This window comes from Enterobacter cloacae complex sp. 2021EL-01169 (assembly GCF_020733125.1).
GTDB lineage: Bacteria > Pseudomonadota > Gammaproteobacteria > Enterobacterales > Enterobacteriaceae > Enterobacter > Enterobacter roggenkampii.
In genome coordinates, this window is record NZ_JAJFTC010000012.1 from 47,573 (window position 1) to 68,547 (window position 20,975).

The window sequence follows — 20,975 nt, forward strand, 5'->3', positions numbered from 1 at the left end:
TAAACCCGATCACAAATCCGAAACGTTTTGGTTTGTATCCGAAACGTTTCGGATCAAAACTCAAGGCATCCCATGACAGGAGATGTCTGATGCAAGATTCCATTTTACGACTCGAAAGCGCGACGGTGGATGTGGTGATAAAAACGTACCCGTTCGGCGAAATTATTTACTGGGGGCCGCATCTTCAGCACTTTTCGCCGCAGAATGCTGAAACCCTTTCCCGGCCAGTTGCCAACGGCAGGCTGGATGTGGATTCTCCGGTCACTCTGATGGCCGAGCTGGGGCACGGCCTGTTTGGGTCACCCGGTATTGAAGGGCATCGTCTGGGCCTGGACGGTTCGCCTGTCTTTGGCACCACAGACGTCCAGCAGCAGGGGCAAACCCTGACGATTACGGCAGAAGATGAACATGCGGGCCTGCGGCTGACCAGCGAGCTGGCGCTGGACGCCAGCGGTGTGCTGGCGGTGCGTCACGGCTTAACCAACCTGAAAGCGCAGGCGTGGCAGGTGGACCGTTTTGCCATAACGCTACCCGTGGCCGAACGCGCGCGGGAGGTGATGGCCTTCCACGGACGCTGGATCCGGGAATTTCAGCCGCACCGCGTGACGCTTGAACACGACAGCTTTGTGATTGAAAACCGCCGGGGTAAAACCTCCCATGAACACTTCCCGGCGCTGATTTCGGGTACGCCGTCGTTCAGCGAAATGCACGGCGACGTCTGGGGCGTGCATCTGGGCTGGAGCGGCAACCACCGCCTGCGTGCGGAAGCCAAAACCGACGGCCGCCGCTATCTGCAGGCTGAAGCCCTCTACCTGCCGGGCGAAATGGCGATTGAGGAGGGCGACACGCTCTGGACGCCGCGCCTGTATGCAAGCTACTCCGCGCAGGGCCTGAACGGCATGAGCCAGCAGTTTCACCATTACCTTCGCGACAACGTTATCCGCTTCCCCGAAAACAAACCGCGCCCGGTCCACCTCAATACCTGGGAAGGCATCTACTTTAACCACGACCCGGACTACATCATGCGCATGGCCGACGAGGCGGCCGCGCTGGGCGTGGAGCGCTTTATCATCGACGACGGCTGGTTCAAAGGTCGCAACGACGACTACGCCGCGCTGGGTGACTGGTATCTGGACGAGAAGAAGTACCCGAACGGCCTCACGCCGGTCATCAGCCATGTGAAACAGCTCGGCATGGCGTTTGGCATCTGGGTTGAGCCGGAGATGATTAACCCGGATTCCGATCTTTATCGTGCGCATCCCGACTGGGTGCTGGCGTTGCCCGGCTACAGGCAACATACCGGGCGGCACCAGCTGGTGCTTAACCTGAACATTCCGCAGGCGTTTGATTACCTGGTGGAGCGCATGAGCTGGCTTCTGGGTGAACATGAGGTCGACTACGTGAAGTGGGACATGAACCGTGAGCTGGTACAGCCGGGGCACGACGGAAAGGCCGCCGCCGACGCGCAAACCCGCCAGTTTTATCGCCTGCTGGACGTGCTGGGCAAGCGTTTCCCGCACGTCGAATTTGAATCCTGTTCCTCCGGCGGGGGGCGAATTGATTATGAAGTGCTGACGCGCTGCCACCGCTTCTGGGCCTCGGACAACAACGATGCGCTGGAGCGCAACGCTATCCAGCGCGGCATGAGCTATTTCTTCCCGCCGGAGGTAATGGGGGCGCATATCGGTCATCATAAATGTCACGCCACCTTCCGCCAGCACAGCATTGAATTTCGCGGTCTGACGGCGCTGTTTGGCCATATGGGGCTGGAACTGGATCCCCTCACCGTTGATGAGCAGGAGCGCGAAGGTTATCGCCGTTACGCCGCGCTGTATAAGCAGTGGCGCGAGGTTATCCATCAGGGCACCCACTGGCGCGTGGATATGCCGGATGCCACTACGCTGGCACAGGGTATTGTGAGCGAAGATAAAACGCAGGGACTGTTTATCGTCAGCCAGCTCGCCATGCCGGACTACACGTTGATGATGCCGCTGCGCATGCCGGGGCTTGAGGCCAGCGCGCAGTATCGTATTTCGCTGCTCGATCACCCTGATATTCACATCACCGGTGAAGGAGGCCATACCATGCGCAAGCTGCCGGCATGGATGGAGGCCCCGCAAACGGCGAGCGGTGAGTGGCTGATGCAGGCGGGCATTGCGCTGCCGATTCTCGATCCGGAAAGCGCCATCCTGATTGGCGTGGAACGCGTGTAAAGGTGACGGGCCGGGAAACTGGCCCTCCGTTGAGGATAAAAATAATGAACACAACAACCTGTACCCACAAAGACAACCCTAATTTCTGGATTTTCGGGCTGTTCTTCTTTCTCTACTTTTTCATCATGGCCACCTGCTTTCCGTTCCTGCCGATCTGGCTGTCGGATATCATCGGCCTCAATAAAACCCATACCGGCATCGTCTTCTCCTGCATCTCACTCTCGGCCATTGCCTTCCAGCCGGTGCTTGGGGTTATCTCGGATAAACTGGGGCTGAAAAAACACCTGCTGTGGATCATCTCCGTGCTGCTGTTCCTGTTTGCCCCTTTCTTCCTCTACGTCTTTGCGCCGTTACTGAAAGCCAACATCTGGCTGGGCGCGCTGAGCGGCGGCATTTATATCGGCTTTGTCTTTTCGGCGGGCTCAGGAGCCATTGAGGCCTACATTGAACGCGTGAGCCGTAACAGTTTCTTTGAGTACGGCAAGGCGCGCATGTTTGGCTGCCTCGGCTGGGGGCTGTGCGCCTCCACGGGCGGGATCCTGTTCGGCATCGATCCGTCGTATGTTTTCTGGATGGGTTCGGGGGCGGCGCTGCTGTTGATGCTATTGCTGGTGGTCGCAAAGCCAAGACCCAACCAGACGGCGCAGGTGATGAATGCGCTGGGTGCCAACCAGCCGCAGATCACCGCGAAAACGGTCTTTAGCCTGTTCCGCCAGCGCAGAATGTGGATGTTTATTCTGTACGTGATTGGCGTGGCCTGCGTCTATGACGTCTTCGACCAGCAGTTTGCTACCTTCTTCAAAACGTTCTTCGCCACGCCGCAGGAGGGCACTCGCGCCTTTGGTTTTGCGACCACTGCCGGGGAAATCTGCAATGCGATCATCATGTTTTGTTCACCGTGGATCATTAACCGCATCGGCGCGAAAAACACGCTGCTGATCGCCGGGGTGATTATGGCGACGCGCATTATCGGCTCGTCGTTTGCCACCACCGCCGTAGAAGTGATTGCCCTGAAGATGCTGCACGCGCTGGAGGTACCGTTCCTGCTGGTAGGGGCCTTCAAGTACATCACCGGGGTGTTTGATACGCGTCTTTCGGCGACTATCTATCTGATTGGCTTCCAGTTTGCCAAACAGTCGGCGGCAATCTTCCTCTCCGCGTTTGCCGGGAATATGTATGACCGGATCGGTTTCCAGGAGACGTACCTGATGCTGGGCTGTTTCGTGCTGGCGATTACGGTGGTGTCGGCGTTTACGCTCAGCAGCAGGGAGGAGATTGCGGCAGGCAATAAGGCGCTAGAAGTCCATTAACGCCCTGAACCCACTCACTATTCCGGCGTTGGTCAAAAAATGAATAACCTTATAAAAACTACGGCATTGATAATCATTTTCAATATCATTTAATTAACTATAATGAACCAACTGCTTACGCGGCATTAACAGCTGTGCCGCCCGACAATAATGGAGAGGATTATGAGTTATACACTGCCATCCCTGCCGTATGCCTACGACGCACTGGAACCGCATTTCGACAAGCAGACGATGGAAATCCATCACACTAAACACCACCAGACCTACGTGAACAACGCGAACGCCGCGCTGGAAAGCCTGCCTGAGTTCGCTAACCTGCCTGTTGAAGAGCTGATCACCAAGCTGGACCAGCTGCCAGCGGACAAGAAAACCGTGCTGCGCAACAACGCGGGCGGTCACGCTAACCATAGCCTGTTCTGGAAAGGCCTGAAAACCGGTACCACCCTGCAGGGCGATCTGAAAGCGGCTATCGAGCGCGACTTCGGTTCCGTTGATAACTTCAAAGCGGAGTTCGAGAAAGCCGCTGCAACCCGTTTCGGCTCCGGCTGGGCGTGGCTGGTACTGAAAGGTGACAAACTGGCCGTGGTTTCTACCGCGAACCAGGACTCCCCGCTGATGGGTGAAGCGATCTCTGGCGCATCCGGCTTCCCAATCCTGGGTCTGGACGTGTGGGAACACGCTTACTACCTGAAATTCCAGAACCGTCGTCCGGACTACATCAAAGCGTTCTGGGACGTGGTGAACTGGGACGAAGCAGCAGCGCGTTTCGCCGCTAAAAAATAAGGTTGCATTGACGCCTGTGAGAAGCGAGTCTGATGGCTCGCTTTTTTTGTATCTGCGTAATGGAGGCAGCGATGCATTATCCGGTGAATGTATTTACAGGCAAGGTAAGGGAGTACGACGGCAGCCGCCCGAGCGCCATCGCCAAAATTCAGGTCGACGGTGAGCTGACGTTAACCGACCTCGGGCTTGCGGGTGACGAGCAGGCCGAAAAGAAGATCCACGGCGGGCCGGAGCGCGCGCTGTGCCACTATCCGCGCGAGCACTATCAGCACTGGAAGGCGGAGTTCCCCGAGCAGGCGGATCTCTTCGTTGCTCCCGCGTTTGGTGAAAATCTCTCCACTGAAGGGCTCACCGAAAAGAACGTGTTTATTGGTGATATCTACCGCTGGGGCGATGCCCTGATTCAGGTGACGCAGCCGCGCTCGCCGTGCTTCAAGCTCAACTACCATTTCGGCATTCATGACATGTCGGCTCAGATGCAAAGCGCGGGTAAAACCGGCTGGCTGTACCGGGTGGTGCTGGCTGGGCAGGTTTCAGCGGATGCGCCGCTTGAGCTGGTATCACGCCTGAGTGAGGTGTCTGTTTACGACGCCTGCGCCATTGCGTGGCATATGCCGTTTGATGACGAGCAGTATCATCGCCTGCTGTCGGCGGCGGGGCTGTCGACCAGCTGGACAAGAACGATGCAGAAACGGCGTTTAAGCAGCAAGATCGAGGATAATTCGCGGAGGTTGTGGGGTAAATAGACCTCCGTAAAAAGTAGGCCGGGTAAGGCGAAGCCGCCACCCGGCACTAACAGCTACGAACGCTTATACAACGGTAGCCACAGCGTTAACCGCAGCCCACCCAGCGGGCTGTCGTCGGCTTTCACCCAGCCGCGGTGCTGCTGCATGGCGGTTTCCACAATCGCCAGGCCCAGCCCCGTACCGCCCGATTCCCGGTCGCGTGCCTCGTCGGTGCGGTAGAACGGACGGAAGATCTGCTCGCGGTCTTCCGGGCTGACGCCAGGACCGTCGTCGTCGACGATGACGGTGATCCCGTCTTTATCCACCGAGAACGCCACCTCAATCTTCGTGTGCGAGTAGCGCAGGGCGTTACGCACGATATTTTCCAGCGCGCTTTCCAGCGCGTTGGGGTTACCGTACAGCGGCCATGGACCCGGCGGGAAGTTAACGGTGAAGGATTTGCCCATCTGCTCCGCTTCAAACGCCGCGTTATCCAGCACTTCATGCCACAGATGATTGGCTTTCACCGTTTCGCTCACCAGCGCGTTTTTCTGCTGATTGCGCGACATGACCAGCAGATCGTTGATCATGCTGTCCAGACGATGCGCTTCGGTTTCGATGCGCTCTAGCTCTTTGCTTTCTCCGCTGCGGCGACGCAGCAGGGCGGTACCCAGCTGTAAGCGCGTGAGCGGGGTACGCAGCTCGTGCGAGATATCCGACAGCAGGCGCTGCTGGGCCGTCATCATGCGATCGAGCGCGCTCACCATCTGGTTGAAACTGGTCCCGGCGGCCAGGAACTCCTGCGGTCCGGACTCCAGTTCCGGGTGCTGCCTCAGGTTGCCCTGCGCCACTTCGTCGGCGGCGTTTTTCAGCTTACGTGCGGGTTTTGCCAGGCTCCACGCCAGCCATAACAGCAGCGGCGAGCTGACCAGCATCGTGACAATCAGCAGCAGGAGAGGGCGGTCAAACAGCAGGTTGATAAAATCGGACTGGGAGCTGCTCGCGGGGCGAATCAGGTAGAGCTGATAGTTATCCTCGCCATCTCTGACGGAGAACGGCCCCACCATCTCTACGCGGCCATATTTTTTCTTCTGGGGGTGATCGGCATTATCTGCCTGGCCAATGAAGTTGCGGATGATCTGCATTTCATTGCGATCGGCGCCAATCACGCGGCCTTCGCTGGTCACCAGCAGCAGGCGTTGTCCGGGCGGCGCCCACTTGTCGATAGCGCGAAATAGCCTGCGCCACCACATCAAATCGTTTGGCGGATCGTTTGCCAGCTCGGCTTCCACGTGCTGCTCGATCATCACGCCCTGACGTTGCTCGCTGTCGAGCAGCTCCGTCATCTGGCGTGAGTCGAGTTTTGGCAACATCAGTACGAGCATTAAAACCAGTGCCAGCGTCAACCAGAAGATGGCGAAGATGCGGGCGGTTAAGCTTCCTATCATGAAGCGGAAACCATCAGATAACCGCGACCACGCAGGGTTTTAAACCATGGGTGACCGTCTTTACGCTCCGGCAGCTTACGGCGCAGGTTAGAGATGTGCATGTCGATGGCGCGGTCAAACGGGGTAAGACGCTTGCCCAGCACTTCCTGACTTAAATGTTCACGCGATACCACCTGGCCGAGGTGCTGTGCCAGCAGATACAGCAGGGTGAACTCGGTGCCGGTGAGTTCGAGCGTCTGGCCATCAAAGCTCGCTTCCTGGCGGCCCGGATTCAGGCTCAGGGAGTCGACTTCAAGGGTCGGTGAACTGTTGTCCGTATTCTGCTGCTGCTCGCTCCAGTGGGAACGACGCAGGATTGCGCGAATACGGGCCACCAGTTCACGGTCGTTGAACGGCTTCGGTAAATAGTCATCCGCACCCAGCTCAAGGCCGAGAACGCGGTCAAGCTCGCTGCCGCGGGCGGTCAGCATGATAACGGGGGTCTGGTGTGTCTGGCGAAGCTCTTTCAGCGTATCAATGCCGTTTTTCTTCGGCATCATCACGTCGAGCAAAAGTAAATCGATGCTGTCGTCAAGGAGACTCAGCGCCTGCTCGCCATCATGGGCAACCAGGACGTTGAAACCTTCCATGTCGAGCAACTCCTTTAAAAGGGATGTGAGCTCTCGGTCATCATCAACTAACAGGATTTTATTCATTGTTTAAATACCTCCGAGGCAGAAATTACGACATCAAGGCTGTCTAATCCATGACTTTACGTTGTTTTACACCCCCTGACGCATGTTTGCAGCCTGAATCGTAGACTGTCTCTCGTTGAATCGCGACACGAAAGATTTTGGGAGCAAGTGATGCGCAAAGTTACCGCTGCCGTCATGGCCTCAACGCTGGCGTTCAGTGCGTTTAGCCAGGCTGCTGTAGCTATCATCAGCGATAACGGTTCCTCACAAGAGGACACAACGCAGCACAGTAGCCAAAGCCATATGTTTGACGGCATAAGTTTAACCGAACATCAGCGTCAACAGATGCGAGATCTGATGCAGAGGGCGAGACACGACCAGCCCCCTGTTAATGTTAGCGAAATGGAGACAATGCATCGCCTTGTCACCGCAGAAAATTTTGACGAAAGCGCTGTGCGCGCTCAGGCCGAAAAAATGGCACAGGAACAGGTTGCTCGCCAGGTAGAGATGGCGAAGGTCCGCAACCAGATGTTCCACCTGCTAACGCCGGAGCAGCAAGCGGTTTTGAACACCAAACATCAGCAGCGTATGGATCAGCTGCGTGAGGTTGCACGGATGCAGCGAAGCTCAGAAACCTCGTTTTTCAGTAGCAATAGCAGTACCCGTAGTAACCAGTAAACCCTGTTTTCCTTGCCATAGACACCATCCCTGTCTTCCCCCACATGATGTGGGGGTTTTTTTTATCAGGTACTTAGAAGAAAACCCTTATAAATCAATCCATGCTGTAACCGCCAGAAGCGGCTACAGCGGGTTATAGTGTTTGGCGGCGTAGTCAACGTGTAGTCAAATTGCCAACCCTCCACCTAGTGGGTTTAACGTTACCGCGTGCTTAAGATAATCAGGGGCAAGATGAGCATAGACCATCGTCTGTTGTATGCTGGCGTGCCCCAGAATCTGCTGTAGCGCAATAATATTCCCCCCGTTCATCATGAACCAGCTTGCGAACGTGTGCCGGAGCACATGCGTGGCCTGTCCTCGCGGCAAGTCTGGTTTAACCTGCCTGAGCCGTTCACAGAAGTTTTCATAGTCAACTTTGAACAGTGGCCCCGTGTCGCTGGTCTTGATCTCTTTTTCCAGTTCTTCCGAGATTGGAACCGTTCGCTTTTTCCCGTTTTTGGTTTTGAGGAACGTTACGCGCCCGTGGTTAACCTGTTCACCTCGCAGCGTGCTGCCCTCTCCCCATCGTGCGCCAGTGCTTAGACATACCAGAGCTACGCGCCGATCGTCACCAGTCAAAGTTTCCAGCAACCTGCCGATCTCTAACTTTGTTAGATAGGTCATGGCGGGCGGTGTCTCTTTCAGCGGTTCCAGACCCTTGCAGGGGTTTTCCTTCCTGAACTCTTCCAGCTTGATCAACGCGCTGAACATGCCGGAAAGCCGGTAGATATCGCGGTTAATCGTAGCCGCGCTGATCCCATCATCCAGCCTCTGGCTGCGGTGCTGCGCTATCGTGCGTTTGCTCAACCGGTTAACGGCCGGATCTCCCAGCGCCCTGATCGTTTTATTCAGGTGCCGTTTCTCAATTTCGCCATTTTCCAGAGTCTGCCCGTACAGCAACCACCAAGCTTCTAACAACTCGCTTAAGGTGCGGCGATCTACGCTCGCGCCCAGCCATTCTTTTTTGTCGGCGTTGACCAATACATAACGCTCAAAAAGTACAGCTTCTTGTTTCTTATCGAATCGCCTGCGGATGCGTTTTCCATTACGCCCACGAGGGTAAACGTCTACTTCGTATTGACCACCTTCGAGCTTCTTAATCGACATAGCGAAGCCCTCCAGTGCAATTGTCATTTTGCGCTGATTGTTCTAGCGCAAAGAAAAACCAGATTTTTAGCCAGCCTTCGGCCTTGATTGGCGTGATGTTGTTCTGTCTTGCCCATCAGGGGAGAGAGTCGGGGCTATTTGCCCGGCCTGTGGTGCGGTGGTGCCAGTCATTAACCAAAGCGTGTATTTCTGAAATCGGGGGTGTTCGGTGATTTTGCTAAGAACATTCCAGCCAGGGTCTTGATACCCGGCTTCGATCTTCTTGAGGGTACTTAGCGGGATGCCTGAAATATCAGATAGCTGTGATTGATTCAGCCCCTCGGCGCTGCGAATCAGCTTTAGTTTCTCTTCAAAGTTCATTGACACGGTTCCATTTTCGAACTAGATTTCACACACAAGAAGTTCGTATATGGAACTTCTTGACCGAATGAACAGCCGCCAGAAGCGGCTACAGCCAGCTATAGGCGGCTGAACATTGAAGAGGATTATTGCACATGAAAGACAAATACCCAGAGGGCTACATTGAATTGCGTCACCCTGTGGACGCTGTGCCAACTCCAAAATTTGCCGAAATGATCGGTAAATCCGCCAACGCGGTGGGCGATATGGTACGCGACGGTAAGTTGCCGGTTGTCCAGATGAAGAACCCGGAAGCCCTTACAGGCCGTTCAGAAAACTGGATCTACATCCCAGAATTTAACCGCGCTATGCGTGACGCATATTTCAACCGCCCGAAAGAGCAGCGCGACGCCTGGTTACTGTGGATCGGTCTTTGAGGTTATCGCGATGAGCCAGAAAACAGCCAACCACGAAAACCGGGTGCGTGAATGCAACGACATTCTGGACACCCATTTAAAAGATATGCAAACGGGCTTCATGATTCGCACCAATAGCGGCGAATTTATGATCAGGGATAAAAAGCTGATTAAGAAAATAACCAAAGACGTGGCCCGCCATGTTGATGGTGAATTGCTTAAGCTGGGAATGTGAGGGGGCTTTTGTGGCTGTGCAATTAATACAGTTAAGTCGTCACTCATATTTATATCGTGGCTTCACTATTCAAAAATGCCCGCGTAATCCTTTTACGTCTAAGCACTCTTATCGTATTTCCAGCAATGGCGATTATTACGGGCGTGACTTTGCTTTAGCGGAAGCCATGCGCACGGTTGATCAGATGTATAAGCAAGGGGGCAGTAATGCACGATGAGGGCCCATCACTGGCAAGCCTGCTTAAGCACGGGTGCCAGGTCACACACTTCAAGAACTCACGCGGCTGGCTGGAAACGCCGGACGGAAGATTTTTTAAGCCCGAACCGGCGAAGGTTCAATTTATCAAAGGTAAAAATAAACCGTTTATTTATACCCAAAGAATAAATAAAGGCTTCCTGCTTACACTGGCTGAATTATTTAAAAAGCTAATTAAGTAATTCGGTTTTAAAAAATCAACTCTGTTTTCTCCGCCTCTTTATTAAGTGGCGGCGGTTCAACTCATTCTTTTTTTGAGGAAGAGATTATGACCAGACGTGATCAATATAGCTTCATTTTGCATGTTCTTTTACCTGCTATCGAAAATGAAGGCTTAACCATTAAAACCCGCCGTGATGGTGAGTTAACCCTTTCTGCCACTGGATCAGTAACCACTAATTTTATCAGCAACCTGCGCCAGCACTGCATTGAAGAATTGCAGCGCCCTTCTATTCCCGCTTCCCCATACGGAGTTTGACGCGATGAAACATGTAATGATTGATATTGAAGCTTTGGATAAAAAGCCAACTGCGGCGATCGTCTCTCTTGCTGCGGCTGTATTTGATCCCATGACTGGCCGTGTTGATGCGTCAATGTATCGCACTGTCAACATTGAAAGCAGCGAGGCAGCAGGCGGAACCATCGGCGCAGATACTGTGAAATGGTGGTTTAAGAAGTCCCGAGAGGTTCAGGCCGCTGTATTAAGCGATCAGGCTGTGCAGTTGGGCGTTGCTCTCGCTGACCTGAACTTGTTTGTTCTTGCGTATTGCGATGCTGATTCGGTAAAGGTTTGGGCGCGTGGCACTGACTACGATATGCCGATCATCAGCCACGCGATGCAGTCTCTTGGTATCCGGCCAGTATGGAATTTCTGGAACGTTCGGGATGTTCGCACGGTTGAAGAAATATCTTTAATGGTTTGCGGGTACACCTCCCGCCGTTTAGTTGATGAGAATAAGCACAATGCTGCCGCTGACGTCTGGAACCAGATTGCGCAGCTTTCTGACAATCTGAAAGCTATTGCAGCCGCTGGGAATGATAAATCGGCGGAGGCGGCATTATGATCCGCCCGTTCATCAAATGGGCAGGGGGTAAAACCCGTGTCCTTCCTGACCTGCTGCCACACCTTCCTAAAGCTGACTGCCTGATCGAACCATTCGTAGGCGGCGCATCGGTATTTCTGGCGACTGAATACCGCCGCTATGTGCTGGCTGATATCAACCCGGATCTTATTAACCTGTATCGGGAAGTCACCCGTTACCCGGACTTAGTGATCGATGCGGCCCGCGAACTGTTCAACAGTAAGAACAGCCCGCAGGGATACAACGAAGTCCGCGCCGCGTTCAATAAGCAGGTGGGTACGGTAAAAAGCGGTGGGTTGCGTTATGGCGCTGAAATGGCGTGCATTATGCGCGCTGCTCAATTCCTGTATCTGAATCGTCACGGTTATAACGGCTTATGCCGATACAGCCGGAAGACCGGCTTTAACGTGCCGTTTGGCAAGTATAAGAGCGTCTACTTTCCTGAAAATGAAATCCGCCTGTTTGCCGAAAAGGCCAACGATACAAAGGCAATATTTCTTTGCGCGCCGTTCCAGCGTTCTCTTCAGGTAGTCACGGGTGGCGATGTTCTCGTTTACTGCGATCCGCCTTACCTGCCTGAAAGCAAAACAGCCGATTTTACCCAATACCACACCGAACCATTCACGGAAGACAACCACCGCCAGTTAGTCCAGGCACTGCTGGAAGTTAACCGTAAGCATGGCGTGAAGGTCGTCATTTCCAACAGCGACACCGAAGCCACACGCGCGATTTATCAGCCCTTCAAGATGCACGAAATCAGCGTGCAACGTTCCGTCAGCACCGACAAAGAAAACCGCCAGAAGGCCAAAGAAGTGATCGGCGTGCTGCCTGTCTGCGACTGCTGCGGGCGTCATGGTGGTGGCTATTGCCCAGACTGCGGCCCATGCGCTGGCTATTCCGCCGACTTTGGAGATCACGCCGATGCCTTCTAACTCACATGAATTTAATCAAGGCGCGCTGCACGCACTGAACGAAATCAAGTTGATAGCGCTGGCGTTAGCCACGCACGTGGGCGTGATGAATGGGCAGGAAGAGGCGCGGGCGATAAAGGCCACTCTCGACGGGATTGTAGATCCGCTTATCACGAAATACCGCAAAGCGGAGGGGCAGCAGTGACCGCCTACTACAACGAAATCGATCCCTTTGCCGCGCAATACCTGCGCAACCTCATTGATGCCGGGCTTATCGCTTCCGGCGTTGTTGATACCCGTTCCGTTGAGGATGTAACCCCAAATGACATTAAAGGATTCTCTCAAGTCCACCTGTTTGCAGGTTTTGGAGGCTGGCCCCGTGCTTTGCGCGTTGCAGGATGGCCGGACGACCGCCCAGTATGGACAGCAAGTTGCCCATGCCAACCTTTCAGCCAGGCAGGCGAAGGAAAACAATTTGATGATGAGCGGCACCTATGGCCCGCCGTTCATTGGCTTGCAGGCCAGCAACGCCCTGTCGTTATATTTGGCGAACAGTCTTCAAGCAAAGATGCAGAAGTCTGGATCGACCTTGTACAAACTGACATGGAAAGTTTGGGCTATGCCTTCGGGGCGTCGGCGTTTCCGTCTGCGGGCGTCGGTGCGCCGCACATCCGGGAGCGTACTTACTGGCTGGCCGACTCCAACCGCGAGCAATACGAAGAACGCTTATCAGGATGCCGAGAAGGTGATCGCCAGGAAGCTGGCTGGTCGGCAGTCGAACTTACAGGACTTTGCTTGTCTTGCGGGCTGGCCCACCCCTGCGGCGAGGGATGGAAAGGGCGGGTATCAGGGGGGAAGGATGCGGCACGGGAAGCTGTCAACGGATACGCTGGATGTGACAGCGCAGATAGCAGGCCCGGCCCGGTTAACGGATTCTGGGGATCTGCTGACTGGCTTTTCTGCCGGGATGGAAAGTGGAGGCCAGTTAAACCCGGCCTTAAGCCTCTGGTTGATGGGGTTCCCTCCAGAGTGGGAAAACTACGCGCCAGCGGAAACGCCGTAAATATCTATGCAGCCGCTACTTTCTTAAAAGCCTACATGGAGATCGCGCAATGACCACGGCAACCCGTGGCCGTCGCGCCCCTTCTCCACCTCCACCGTATCCGGGTAGCACTGATAATGCTATCCCTTACGCTTATGGCGGGAACAAACCATACCAGCCGATTGGCGTTGATGTAGCGCCGGGGCTGGATGGTTTCGACTATCTCACGCCGGACGGCACCCGCAAGCATATTGCGTTCAGTGAACTGGTAGCGGAGGACGAAAAGCCGGAGCGCAGCAAGCTGCTGCGTCGCCGTCTGGCTTCCCTTCCGCAGTATATCCGCCGCCACTTTGCCGCGAAGCTGGATGCACTGGACGCGAAAGACCGCAAAGCGGCAGATCACTGGCTGGTTAATACCTTTGAGCGCCACGTATTAACGCGTATTGATAGCGTGAACAGTGTTTACCAGCCTGACACTGTGATGCCCGGCATTCTGCTGCCAATCCGCGATCAGCTTTTCCGTATGCTCTGGGCAGGGAAGAAAGAGTTAAAAAGACTGGCTTATACGCTTGCCGATATCTTTACGAGCGAGTTTATACGCGAGTCCGATCACCAGTTGGCACGCACCGGAGATCCTGAGTTCGCGGCGCTTTCGGGCTATGGCCGTATTGCGTCGCTGGCGGTGCATCTGAAAACGCCGATCCCCGGCTGGACGGCGTATTGCAATGAAGAACTGGGAGCGGAGGACGCGTTACGCGCGGTTCTTCGCCTTGAGTCACCGCAGTGGTGGTTAAACCGCCTGCGCCGTATCCATGCCAGGTGGCGTGAGCATTTGATGATCGCAGCGGGATATGTCCAGAAAAAATCTTCCCCATACAGTAGCGCCCCGTGCCTTACGGAATGGCTGGCCCAGAAAAAGGCTAACCGTGAATACCTTAAGGCTATGGAACTGGAAGACCAGGACACGGGCGAACGCATTTCACTGATCGATAAAGTCGCCGGTAGTGTTGCCAATCCGGCCAACCGTCGCCGCGAACTCATGACGAGAATGCGCGGATTTGAAGATTTGGCGAAGCTGGAAGGGCTGGCCGGTGACTTCTACACGCTAACCGCACCTTCCCGTTACCACTCCATGCAGCATAACGGGCGCCGCAATAATAAATACTGTGGCGCGTCGCCGCGCGAGACGCAGCAATATCTTTGCAAAGTCTGGGCGAGAACCCGCGCAGCGTGGAAGAGAAAAGGGATCCGCGTCTTTGGTTTCCGCGTGGTCGAACCGCACCACGATGCAACGCCACACTGGCATTTACTTCTTTTTATGCGCCCGGAATGCGTCGAGCAGGCGCGCGAAATCTTCCGTAAATATGCCCTGAAAGAAGACGGCAACGAACCGGGAGCGCAGGAAAACCGCTTTCAGGTTGTGCCGATCGACGATGCCCACGGCAGCGCAACCGGCTACATAGCGAAATACATTTCGAAGAATATCGACGGCTTCGCGCTGGATGGTGAGAAGGACGACGAAACCGGGGAAGACCTGAAAGAAATGTCACTCCGCGTTAGCGCGTGGGCATCGCGCTGGGCTATTCGTCAGTTTCAGCAGATCGGCGGTGCGCCGGTCACGGTATATCGCGAACTTCGCCGCCTGGGCGATCGCGAACTGGTGCTACACCCTGAACTGGAAACCGCCCGGCAGGCCGCTAACGGTGGCGAATGGGATAACTACGTATTAGCCCAGGGTGGCCCGTTGGTTGAGCGCGATAAGCTGCGCATCCGTCTGAATTATGAAACCACTGAAAACGGCAACGCCTACGGCGATAACGTCCAGCGAATCACTGGTATTTACTGCCCGATTACGGGCAATGACTCTTTGATCTTCACCCGCACCACTCAATACAAAATCGTGCCGAAGCGCCAGAGCGCTGACGGTGTGGCCGTTGACGTTGGTTTTTCAGGCGGCAACGCCGCCCCTCGGAGTTCTGTCAATAACTGTACGCGGGATCCCGCGGCAGGTGCTGACGGTGTTGAACATGCCGCCAGCGAAGCTAAAGGACAGTCAGAAATGACTGTGCCAGCTGAGGGCGTGACGGTGAATTTTGATGCGCTTTCACGGCAGGAAAAGCGAGAACTGGCGCAGCGGCTTAGTGACGATGTGCGAAGTAAGCGGAAAAAACGGCCACCGGAACGGGAAGACGGGGCCGGGCTATCCGTGAAAGAGCAGCAGATCAGTGAACTGCTGGCGCTGCGTGGAATTGATGCCAGCGCCGAAATGGTCAGATCGATTATGGCCGGTGCGTCAGTGGCGTGCGGCGATCTTGTTATGACCGTGCAGGACGGGCGGTTGGTATCGCGCAACCGCGCCGCGTCGGGGCTGGATATGCTGCCGTCGCAGGTGATGGCAGCGAAGAAAAAGACAAGCGACCTCGTGAACCGGATGAAGGCTGCGTTTTCGGGGCGGAAATAATACTGCAGCGGCGGGATTACTGCAGTACGGGCCCAGGTCTGCAGCGGCGGGATTACTGCAGTACGGGCTCAGGGCTCAGGTCTGCAGCGGCGGGATTACTGCAGTACGGGCCCAGGTCTACAGCGGCGGGATTACTGCAGTAAATGGATGAAGTAGAGGGATGAGCAGTAGAGGGCCGATCGGCATGGTCGGTTTTGACAGTGTGGTACCGAAATATCGCGATGGCCGGAACGGTCAGCTTTGACGGTGTGGTACCGGATTCCGGCAAATACCGCCATTTGCGGCAGTGTTGGCCATACATCGAGAACAGTCATTTTTAACAGTGCTGCAGGTTGTTCGAAATGACAGTGCCAGCTGAGGACGAAAGAGAATGAGCTATCTGGGAAGTAAAGCGGCGAGCGGGGTTTATCAGAAGATTATAGCTGAAATGCCACCGCATGATACCTACATTGAAACGCACCTGGGCAGTGGGGCGGTGCTGTTCCATAAGCCGCCCGCTTTGCGGAACTATGGTGCGGATCTGGATGATACCGCGCGCATAAAGACGTTGCAGCGCTGGAAAGACAGAGGCATCAATCCGCCGCGCCTAGATTTTTTCCACGGTGATGCAGTCTATTTTCTGGAAAGCCTGAAGCGGAACGGTGCGATCACTGGTGTGCCAGCGTTTGCCAAGCTAGGGCGGGTGTTGGTCTATTGTGATCCGCCTTACATGCTCGAAACGCGCACCAGTCGCGCCCGCTACCGTCATGAATATACGGTTGCCGATCATGAGCGCCTGTTAGCCTGCCTCATAAACCTGCCGGAAAACGTCAGCGTGATCCTGTCTGGCTATCCCTCGCAGCTTTATGACGACCGGTTAACAGGCTGGCGCAGTAAAGAATTTCAGGCCATGACGCGCGGCGGCGTGCGAACAGAAAAAATCTGGATGAATTACCCGGAAGGGCGCGCGTATACCCACACGTTTGCCGGGAAAGACTACAACGATCGGCACCGTATTAAGCGCAAAGTTGAGCGCTGGCGCGCAAAATATGCGGCCCTTCCTCCTGCTGAAAGGCTGGCGATCATGGTGGCGCTTAACGAAGTTGACGCAGGCCAGTGAATGGCTTTGCGAGGGGGCCGAAAATCAGTGCAAAATTCCGCGCAAAACTGCACAAATTTTATGATGGTGATTTTTCAGGAGCAGACCAGACGGGGCGGGCCTTCCGGTGGTCTGCACATTTGCACAAAAAAGCGGGGTTTCTGCGTGCGGGCGAGGCGGGGGAATGAGCGCGCGCTGAGGGGTGGGATAGGGTCGGTATTATCTGCGCCGATTTTCGCACCGCTGCGCCTCGCTGCTGTGTCGTTTTCGGTTCGCCGTGGTGGTTTGAGGCAAAAGAAAAGCCCCTGCCAGCGGGCTGCTGAGGGGCTTACGTGCGGTGTGGTCAGTTGCGGCCGTGCTGGCCGTTCCACGGAGGTGGTGGGTGTGTCCGGGCTGGCGTCAGATTACTGCCTGCAACAGTGCGTAAGGGTTGAAGCGTACCACGTCGATCCCCAGCCAGTCGTTTAACTCTTTCAGGCTTTCTTGTATCGGGGCCAGTTCGTTGATGGAAAACACCTTCGCCGCTTTCTCTACGTCGCCGAAGCCACCGGAGTTATTCGGCATTACCCCCATCAGAACGGGCGGCACGCGGTGCGCTGCTAACAGGTCGTCGCGGGTGGCGTCTTTGATGCCGGTAAACTCATCCTTCGCCGCCACCTGGCTGAACGGCATAATTTGCAGGCCGTCTTTTTTCCCGCCCGCCGCGTAGACAAACAGGTTTTTAAAAGCACCGTTGCCGCGTGCATCTTTCAGCGATTTCTTAAGCTTTTCCACATCGTTATTATTCGCCACCGGGTCAGTGAGGTAGACGATCACACCCGCATGACTGCCGTTAATGTAGTAGTTGCGGCGAAATACCGTTGCTTCACCGTTCAGCATGGCGCTTTGTAGCGCGGCCAGGTATTCCGGCGCGCCGTATATCTCCTGGTGCGGGCTGGGGTTCTTGATCTGGCAGACGCTGCCAGGTTCGAACGCGTGATCGTCAACGTAGCGCGGAACAAACCAGAATTGCGCCGGGTCTATGCCGCGCCGCGTATATTTTGCCTGGCTGTGCCGCAGCTCGATCGGCTGGCCGAGTCGGTTACGGCGGCATTCCATGTAACAGTTACCGAAAATTAAATAATCCTGCACCCAGGCGGTGAACTCCTGCCGGGTCAACAGTGGGTGCGGTATGTAGCAACTGGCGATAACATTGCGTTTAAATATCAGTGGTGACTGGTGATAGGCGGCAACGTCGAACATGCGCGCCAGCCCGTAGGGGCTGATCGGTGGTTCATACCAGCGGCCATTGTTATGGCATTCCAGGCACTCCATAAGAGACGCGCGATCGTTGACTGCGATCGGGTCGCCAAAGCTGAAAGATTCCACGCTTTCCAGCGGGGTGGCTGCGTTGCTGGTCGTGCTGGCTGGCGCAGCAGTTGGCGCCCTGAATTTCTTTTTGCCGCTCAATTAAAACTCCTCCACAAAACTGCCGTTATCGCCGGTCACTTCCGCGCCGATCGGTTCGTTGTAAATGCCCTGCATAGTTGCCCATGCCAGATCGCCGTGATTGCTACCACGGGCCCGATCGGACTGGTAGGTAATAACGCCGCCTGCGGTGACTTTACGCACGGTCATAAACGACTGTGCGAGATCCATCATTCCGGCGTCGAACTCAAAGCGCCCGGCACGAATGACCATCAACATTTTGAGCACCATCGACCGCTTAAGAACCGGTGAATAGTTGTATTTAACCGCCTGCGGGAAGAACTTGATCACCAGTTGATAAACCGCATCGCCGATCCCTGTGCCGTCGATAGCAATGTGCTGCACGTTGTAGCGGGTGGTGATCTCTTTAATAAATTTGGCCTGTTCTTCGTACTCCATGCCGCGTAACTGGTGGCGTTCTACCGCGCGGAACTTACCACCCGGCACGGCTGGCGGGGCCAGTACAATCAGCCCGGCGCTGTCGCCTTTGCCGCTGCTGCCGTTGGGGTCATAGCTAACCCAGACAGGGCGATTACCCAGCGGACGGGGTGCAAACGGGTTCCAGTCCGGCCACGCGTCCGGCATGTAGCCATCAACGCCGCAGCCCAGAATTGCGTTGTAGTCGAAGGCACGTTCCCCTGCTTTAACGAAGGTACATCCGTACAGGTTGGCGTATTCGTCAAGGGAGTTTTCGCTACGGATTTCATCAATATCAACCAGATCGAAACCAAGCTTCATGGCGTCTTCCAGTGTGACTATCTGGCGCCAGATGTTATCCCCGCATAGCTTGCCGTTTTTCAGTGCCTTATAACTGGTGTCGATATCCACCCGATCGGATCGGCGGCGGCTTTCATTGAACTGATCGCCAGTCCAGAAGGGATAGGCTTCATGTTCTTCACTGGAAGGCGTCGAAAAGTAGGTGCGGCGTAGCCCTTTTTGTGTCGCCATGCCTGCGGCCACCGAGCGCAGTTTGATGAAATTACTGATCCAGAAGACTTCATCAAGGTACAGATCGCCGGTGTAGCTCTGGGCCGTCGCAGCGGAGGTGCCGAGAAAATACAGGATCGCACCGTTGCTTAACTCAATGGCATCACCGCCCTTAAGTTCTACTCCTATTTCCCTTGCCAGCTTCTGAATGAACCGCTTGAACTGGAACGCCTGGGCGCGGCTGGCTGACAGGAATATCTGGTTATTTCCGGTTTCCAGCGCACGCAACAGCGCTTCGCGGGCAAAGTACCAGGTGGCACCAATCTGGCGCGATTTTAGGATAAAGCGGTTACGCCGGTTCCACTGTTTGAACCAGCGCTTTTGATGCTCGTATAGCGAATCAAAGACCAGGGCGCGAAGCTGGGTTATCTGTTCTTCGGTGAAATGGTTTTTCGGGGTCTTCGCCTTCTTCTCTTTCTCCTGGTCGCGGCGCTCATGCCGTTCGAAGCGGTCAAGCTGGCGCGCCAGCAGGTCAATTTCTTTGAAGTCCTTCGGGGTTTTGTCGTCCTTTTCCACCAGGCGCAGGTAACGAACGTGCGTGCGATCCTGCACCCGCTGCATGGGGGTGGCTTTATCCCATTCATAGCGGCGGCGCCAACTGTAGATCGTGTTAATGCTCACCCCGATTTCCTTAGAAATCTGAGTGATGCTAAACGCCTGCCAGTAGAGGCTTTTGGCTTTTGTGCTGAGGTCTTCGGCTGTATTCATGGCAACAGGCTATCGCGCTCGCGCGCGCAACAATATCGCCGCTGGTTGTCGCCTGAGTCCGACAAAGTGAAGGCTTTGCGCCTTCCGGCTGCAAAGGGAATGATTGGGGCACTGGTTAATATCAATCGCTTACCAACCCGGAGCTTTGTCACCATGCCAATGACAAATTTTTTCCGCGCCGCAGTAGAGGGCGCAACCTGTGACGGCCGCGTGCTGGAACGTCAGCACATCACCGAAATGGCCGAACAGTACGATCCCCAGGTCTATGGCGCCCGCGTCAATCTGGAGCACATTTTAGGCTGGTCGCCGACAAGCGATTTCCGCGCGTATGGTGATGTGGTCGAGACTAAAACCGAAGAGATTGCCGAAGGCCCGTTAAAGGGCAAGCTGGCGCTTCTGGTGAAGGTGGACGCCACGGATGAACTGGTCGAACTGAAGAAGAAACGCCAGAAAATCTACCATAGCGTTGAGGTGCATCCGTCCTTTGCAGACACCGGCAAAGCCTACCTTATGGGGCTGGCCTGTACCGATAACCCGGCGAGCCTGGGCACCGAAATGATGAAGTTTTGCACCCAGAACGCCAGCGCCAACCCACTGGCCGCGCGTCACTACGCACCTGAATGCTTCTTCACTGAAACCCTGGAATCATCCCTCGAATTTGCGCAGGAAGAGCCTCCAGCGTCCGATACCGGGAAGAATTTCTTTTCCCGTATCAAGGAAATGCTGACCGGAACCCGCCAGCACTTCGATCGTGAAAATGGCGATATTCGCCAGGCGGTTGAACTGGTAGCAGAAAGCCAGGGTGAATTGCTGGACAAGGTGGAAAAACTGAGCGCAGGGCAGCTTAAGAATAAGCAGACCGCCGAAGCGGTGGAGAAGTTGCGCTCTGAGTTCGACGAGATGAAAGCGCAGCTTTCTACCCAGGACGCCAGCAAATACCGCCGTCCGGAAGCGACCGGCGCAACTGAAAAATCTAACGCCCAGCTTGCTGACTGCTGATCGCCGTCAGTAACGAAG

General features: G+C 55.2%; 23 protein-coding genes. 17 read left to right on the top strand and 6 right to left on the bottom strand.

Annotated elements, in window-relative coordinates; translation table 11 throughout:
• Window positions 1–89 precede the first annotated feature (89 nt).
• From LLF79_RS21255 to yiiM, 4 genes are all read left to right on the top strand, one after another.
• Window positions 90–2,213 carry an alpha-galactosidase gene (locus tag LLF79_RS21255; RefSeq protein ID WP_227880375.1) on the top strand — a complete coding sequence of 708 codons (2,124 nt, stop codon included), beginning with the start codon at window positions 90–92 and terminating at the stop codon, window positions 2,211–2,213.
• A 44-nt stretch (window positions 2,214–2,257) separates the two neighbouring features.
• Window positions 2,258–3,523, top strand: coding sequence for an MFS transporter (locus LLF79_RS21260; RefSeq protein ID WP_021242800.1), 1,266 nt, complete (start codon window positions 2,258–2,260; stop codon window positions 3,521–3,523).
• Window positions 3,524–3,685: 162 nt separating this feature from the next.
• Window positions 3,686–4,306 (top strand): superoxide dismutase [Mn], encoded by a 621-nt coding sequence (gene sodA / locus LLF79_RS21265; RefSeq protein WP_003861999.1) that lies wholly within the window; start codon window positions 3,686–3,688, stop codon window positions 4,304–4,306.
• A 71-nt stretch (window positions 4,307–4,377) separates the two neighbouring features.
• Entirely contained in the window at window positions 4,378–5,052 is a 675-nt protein-coding gene (gene yiiM, locus LLF79_RS21270; RefSeq protein ID WP_008501820.1) for a 6-hydroxyaminopurine reductase, read from the top strand.
• A 53-nt stretch (window positions 5,053–5,105) separates the two neighbouring features.
• Here yiiM and cpxA read toward each other — a convergent pair whose 3' ends face one another.
• Both cpxA and cpxR read right to left on the bottom strand, forming a co-directional pair.
• Window positions 5,106–6,479, bottom strand: coding sequence for an envelope stress sensor histidine kinase CpxA (cpxA, locus tag LLF79_RS21275; RefSeq protein WP_003862003.1), 1,374 nt, complete (start codon window positions 6,477–6,479; stop codon window positions 5,106–5,108).
• A complete protein-coding gene (gene cpxR / locus LLF79_RS21280; protein WP_006179159.1) occupies window positions 6,476–7,174 on the bottom strand; it encodes an envelope stress response regulator transcription factor CpxR in 699 nt (232 codons plus the stop codon). The genes cpxA and cpxR overlap by 4 nt, the downstream gene beginning before the upstream one ends.
• 150 nt (window positions 7,175–7,324) lie before the next feature.
• Between cpxR and cpxP the strand changes: the two genes are divergently transcribed.
• A complete protein-coding gene (gene cpxP / locus LLF79_RS21285; protein WP_045336228.1) occupies window positions 7,325–7,831 on the top strand; it encodes a cell-envelope stress modulator CpxP in 507 nt (168 codons plus the stop codon).
• Between the two features lie 165 nt (window positions 7,832–7,996).
• Here the strand turns inward: cpxP and LLF79_RS21290 are convergent, their stop codons facing one another.
• A complete protein-coding gene (locus tag LLF79_RS21290) occupies window positions 7,997–8,977 on the bottom strand; it encodes a tyrosine-type recombinase/integrase (RefSeq protein ID WP_063857880.1) in 981 nt (326 codons plus the stop codon).
• Between the two features lie 66 nt (window positions 8,978–9,043).
• On the bottom strand, window positions 9,044–9,337 hold the full coding sequence (locus tag LLF79_RS21295; RefSeq protein ID WP_088902886.1) for a helix-turn-helix domain-containing protein: 294 nt from the start codon (window positions 9,335–9,337) through the stop codon (window positions 9,044–9,046).
• 134 nt (window positions 9,338–9,471) lie between these two features.
• Between LLF79_RS21295 and LLF79_RS21300 the strand changes: the two genes are divergently transcribed.
• The 11 genes from LLF79_RS21300 (at window position 9,472) to LLF79_RS21350 (ending at window position 16,817) form a co-directional block, all read left to right on the top strand.
• Window positions 9,472–9,753, top strand: coding sequence for a Cox family DNA-binding protein (locus tag LLF79_RS21300; RefSeq protein ID WP_063217255.1), 282 nt, complete (start codon window positions 9,472–9,474; stop codon window positions 9,751–9,753).
• 10 nt (window positions 9,754–9,763) lie between these two features.
• Window positions 9,764–9,967, top strand: coding sequence for a hypothetical protein (locus LLF79_RS21305; protein ID WP_016246742.1), 204 nt, complete (start codon window positions 9,764–9,766; stop codon window positions 9,965–9,967).
• A gap of 10 nt (window positions 9,968–9,977) precedes the next feature.
• Window positions 9,978–10,184: a DUF4761 family protein gene (locus tag LLF79_RS21310; protein ID WP_080461359.1), complete on the top strand. Its 207-nt coding sequence runs from the start codon at window positions 9,978–9,980 to the stop codon at window positions 10,182–10,184.
• The gene (locus tag LLF79_RS21315) at window positions 10,174–10,404 is read left to right on the top strand and encodes a phage filamentation protein Fil family protein (protein WP_016246743.1); all 231 of its coding nucleotides are present in this window, start codon (window positions 10,174–10,176) and stop codon (window positions 10,402–10,404) included. Before LLF79_RS21310 ends, LLF79_RS21315 begins: the two co-directional genes overlap by 11 nt.
• Window positions 10,405–10,490: 86 nt before the next feature.
• Entirely contained in the window at window positions 10,491–10,700 is a 210-nt protein-coding gene (locus LLF79_RS21320) for a hypothetical protein (RefSeq protein ID WP_023309725.1), read from the top strand.
• 16 nt (window positions 10,701–10,716) lie between these two features.
• Window positions 10,717–11,286 carry a 3'-5' exonuclease gene (locus LLF79_RS21325; protein WP_227880376.1) on the top strand — a complete coding sequence of 190 codons (570 nt, stop codon included), beginning with the start codon at window positions 10,717–10,719 and terminating at the stop codon, window positions 11,284–11,286.
• Window positions 11,283–12,236: a Dam family site-specific DNA-(adenine-N6)-methyltransferase gene (locus LLF79_RS21330; RefSeq protein ID WP_227880377.1), complete on the top strand. Its 954-nt coding sequence runs from the start codon at window positions 11,283–11,285 to the stop codon at window positions 12,234–12,236. The genes LLF79_RS21325 and LLF79_RS21330 overlap by 4 nt, the downstream gene beginning before the upstream one ends.
• The gene (locus tag LLF79_RS21335; RefSeq protein ID WP_029404356.1) at window positions 12,226–12,420 is read left to right on the top strand and encodes a hypothetical protein; all 195 of its coding nucleotides are present in this window, start codon (window positions 12,226–12,228) and stop codon (window positions 12,418–12,420) included. Before LLF79_RS21330 ends, LLF79_RS21335 begins: the two co-directional genes overlap by 11 nt.
• Entirely contained in the window at window positions 12,417–13,331 is a 915-nt protein-coding gene (locus LLF79_RS21340) for a DNA cytosine methyltransferase (protein ID WP_072011498.1), read from the top strand. Before LLF79_RS21335 ends, LLF79_RS21340 begins: the two co-directional genes overlap by 4 nt.
• Window positions 13,328–15,718 carry a replication endonuclease gene (locus LLF79_RS21345; RefSeq protein WP_227880379.1) on the top strand — a complete coding sequence of 797 codons (2,391 nt, stop codon included), beginning with the start codon at window positions 13,328–13,330 and terminating at the stop codon, window positions 15,716–15,718. The genes LLF79_RS21340 and LLF79_RS21345 overlap by 4 nt, the downstream gene beginning before the upstream one ends.
• A 370-nt stretch (window positions 15,719–16,088) precedes the next feature.
• Entirely contained in the window at window positions 16,089–16,817 is a 729-nt protein-coding gene (locus tag LLF79_RS21350; RefSeq protein ID WP_227880382.1) for a DNA adenine methylase, read from the top strand.
• 378 nt (window positions 16,818–17,195) lie between these two features.
• Here LLF79_RS21350 and LLF79_RS21355 read toward each other — a convergent pair whose 3' ends face one another.
• Entirely contained in the window at window positions 17,196–18,245 is a 1,050-nt protein-coding gene (locus LLF79_RS21355) for a phage portal protein (RefSeq protein ID WP_148501968.1), read from the bottom strand.
• Window positions 18,246–19,958: a terminase large subunit domain-containing protein gene (locus LLF79_RS21360; RefSeq protein WP_148501967.1), complete on the bottom strand. Its 1,713-nt coding sequence runs from the start codon at window positions 19,956–19,958 to the stop codon at window positions 18,246–18,248.
• 153 nt (window positions 19,959–20,111) lie between these two features.
• Between LLF79_RS21360 and LLF79_RS21365 the strand changes: the two genes are divergently transcribed.
• Entirely contained in the window at window positions 20,112–20,957 is an 846-nt protein-coding gene (locus tag LLF79_RS21365; RefSeq protein WP_148501966.1) for a GPO family capsid scaffolding protein, read from the top strand.
• Window positions 20,958–20,975: the final 18 nt, after the last annotated feature.

Bases quoted from the DNA above. Each gene is read 5' to 3' on its own strand.
- LLF79_RS21255 (WP_227880375.1), top strand. From the start codon at position 90: ATGCAAGATTCCATTTTACGACTCGAAAGCGCGACGGTGGATGTGGTG.
- LLF79_RS21260 (WP_021242800.1), top strand. From the start codon at position 2,258: ATGAACACAACAACCTGTACCCACAAAGACAACCCTAATTTCTGGATT.
- sodA (WP_003861999.1), top strand. From the start codon at position 3,686: ATGAGTTATACACTGCCATCCCTGCCGTATGCCTACGACGCACTGGAA.
- yiiM (WP_008501820.1), top strand. From the start codon at position 4,378: ATGCATTATCCGGTGAATGTATTTACAGGCAAGGTAAGGGAGTACGAC.
- cpxA (WP_003862003.1), bottom strand. From the start codon at position 6,479: ATGATAGGAAGCTTAACCGCCCGCATCTTCGCCATCTTCTGGTTGACG.
- cpxR (WP_006179159.1), bottom strand. From the start codon at position 7,174: ATGAATAAAATCCTGTTAGTTGATGATGACCGAGAGCTCACATCCCTT.
- cpxP (WP_045336228.1), top strand. From the start codon at position 7,325: ATGCGCAAAGTTACCGCTGCCGTCATGGCCTCAACGCTGGCGTTCAGT.
- LLF79_RS21290 (WP_063857880.1), bottom strand. From the start codon at position 8,977: ATGTCGATTAAGAAGCTCGAAGGTGGTCAATACGAAGTAGACGTTTAC.
- LLF79_RS21295 (WP_088902886.1), bottom strand. From the start codon at position 9,337: ATGAACTTTGAAGAGAAACTAAAGCTGATTCGCAGCGCCGAGGGGCTG.
- LLF79_RS21300 (WP_063217255.1), top strand. From the start codon at position 9,472: ATGAAAGACAAATACCCAGAGGGCTACATTGAATTGCGTCACCCTGTG.
- LLF79_RS21305 (WP_016246742.1), top strand. From the start codon at position 9,764: ATGAGCCAGAAAACAGCCAACCACGAAAACCGGGTGCGTGAATGCAAC.
- LLF79_RS21315 (WP_016246743.1), top strand. From the start codon at position 10,174: ATGCACGATGAGGGCCCATCACTGGCAAGCCTGCTTAAGCACGGGTGC.
- LLF79_RS21320 (WP_023309725.1), top strand. From the start codon at position 10,491: ATGACCAGACGTGATCAATATAGCTTCATTTTGCATGTTCTTTTACCT.
- LLF79_RS21325 (WP_227880376.1), top strand. From the start codon at position 10,717: ATGATTGATATTGAAGCTTTGGATAAAAAGCCAACTGCGGCGATCGTC.
- LLF79_RS21330 (WP_227880377.1), top strand. From the start codon at position 11,283: ATGATCCGCCCGTTCATCAAATGGGCAGGGGGTAAAACCCGTGTCCTT.
- LLF79_RS21335 (WP_029404356.1), top strand. From the start codon at position 12,226: ATGCCTTCTAACTCACATGAATTTAATCAAGGCGCGCTGCACGCACTG.
- LLF79_RS21345 (WP_227880379.1), top strand. From the start codon at position 13,328: ATGACCACGGCAACCCGTGGCCGTCGCGCCCCTTCTCCACCTCCACCG.
- LLF79_RS21350 (WP_227880382.1), top strand. From the start codon at position 16,089: ATGAGCTATCTGGGAAGTAAAGCGGCGAGCGGGGTTTATCAGAAGATT.
- LLF79_RS21360 (WP_148501967.1), bottom strand. From the start codon at position 19,958: ATGAATACAGCCGAAGACCTCAGCACAAAAGCCAAAAGCCTCTACTGG.
- LLF79_RS21365 (WP_148501966.1), top strand. From the start codon at position 20,112: ATGCCAATGACAAATTTTTTCCGCGCCGCAGTAGAGGGCGCAACCTGT.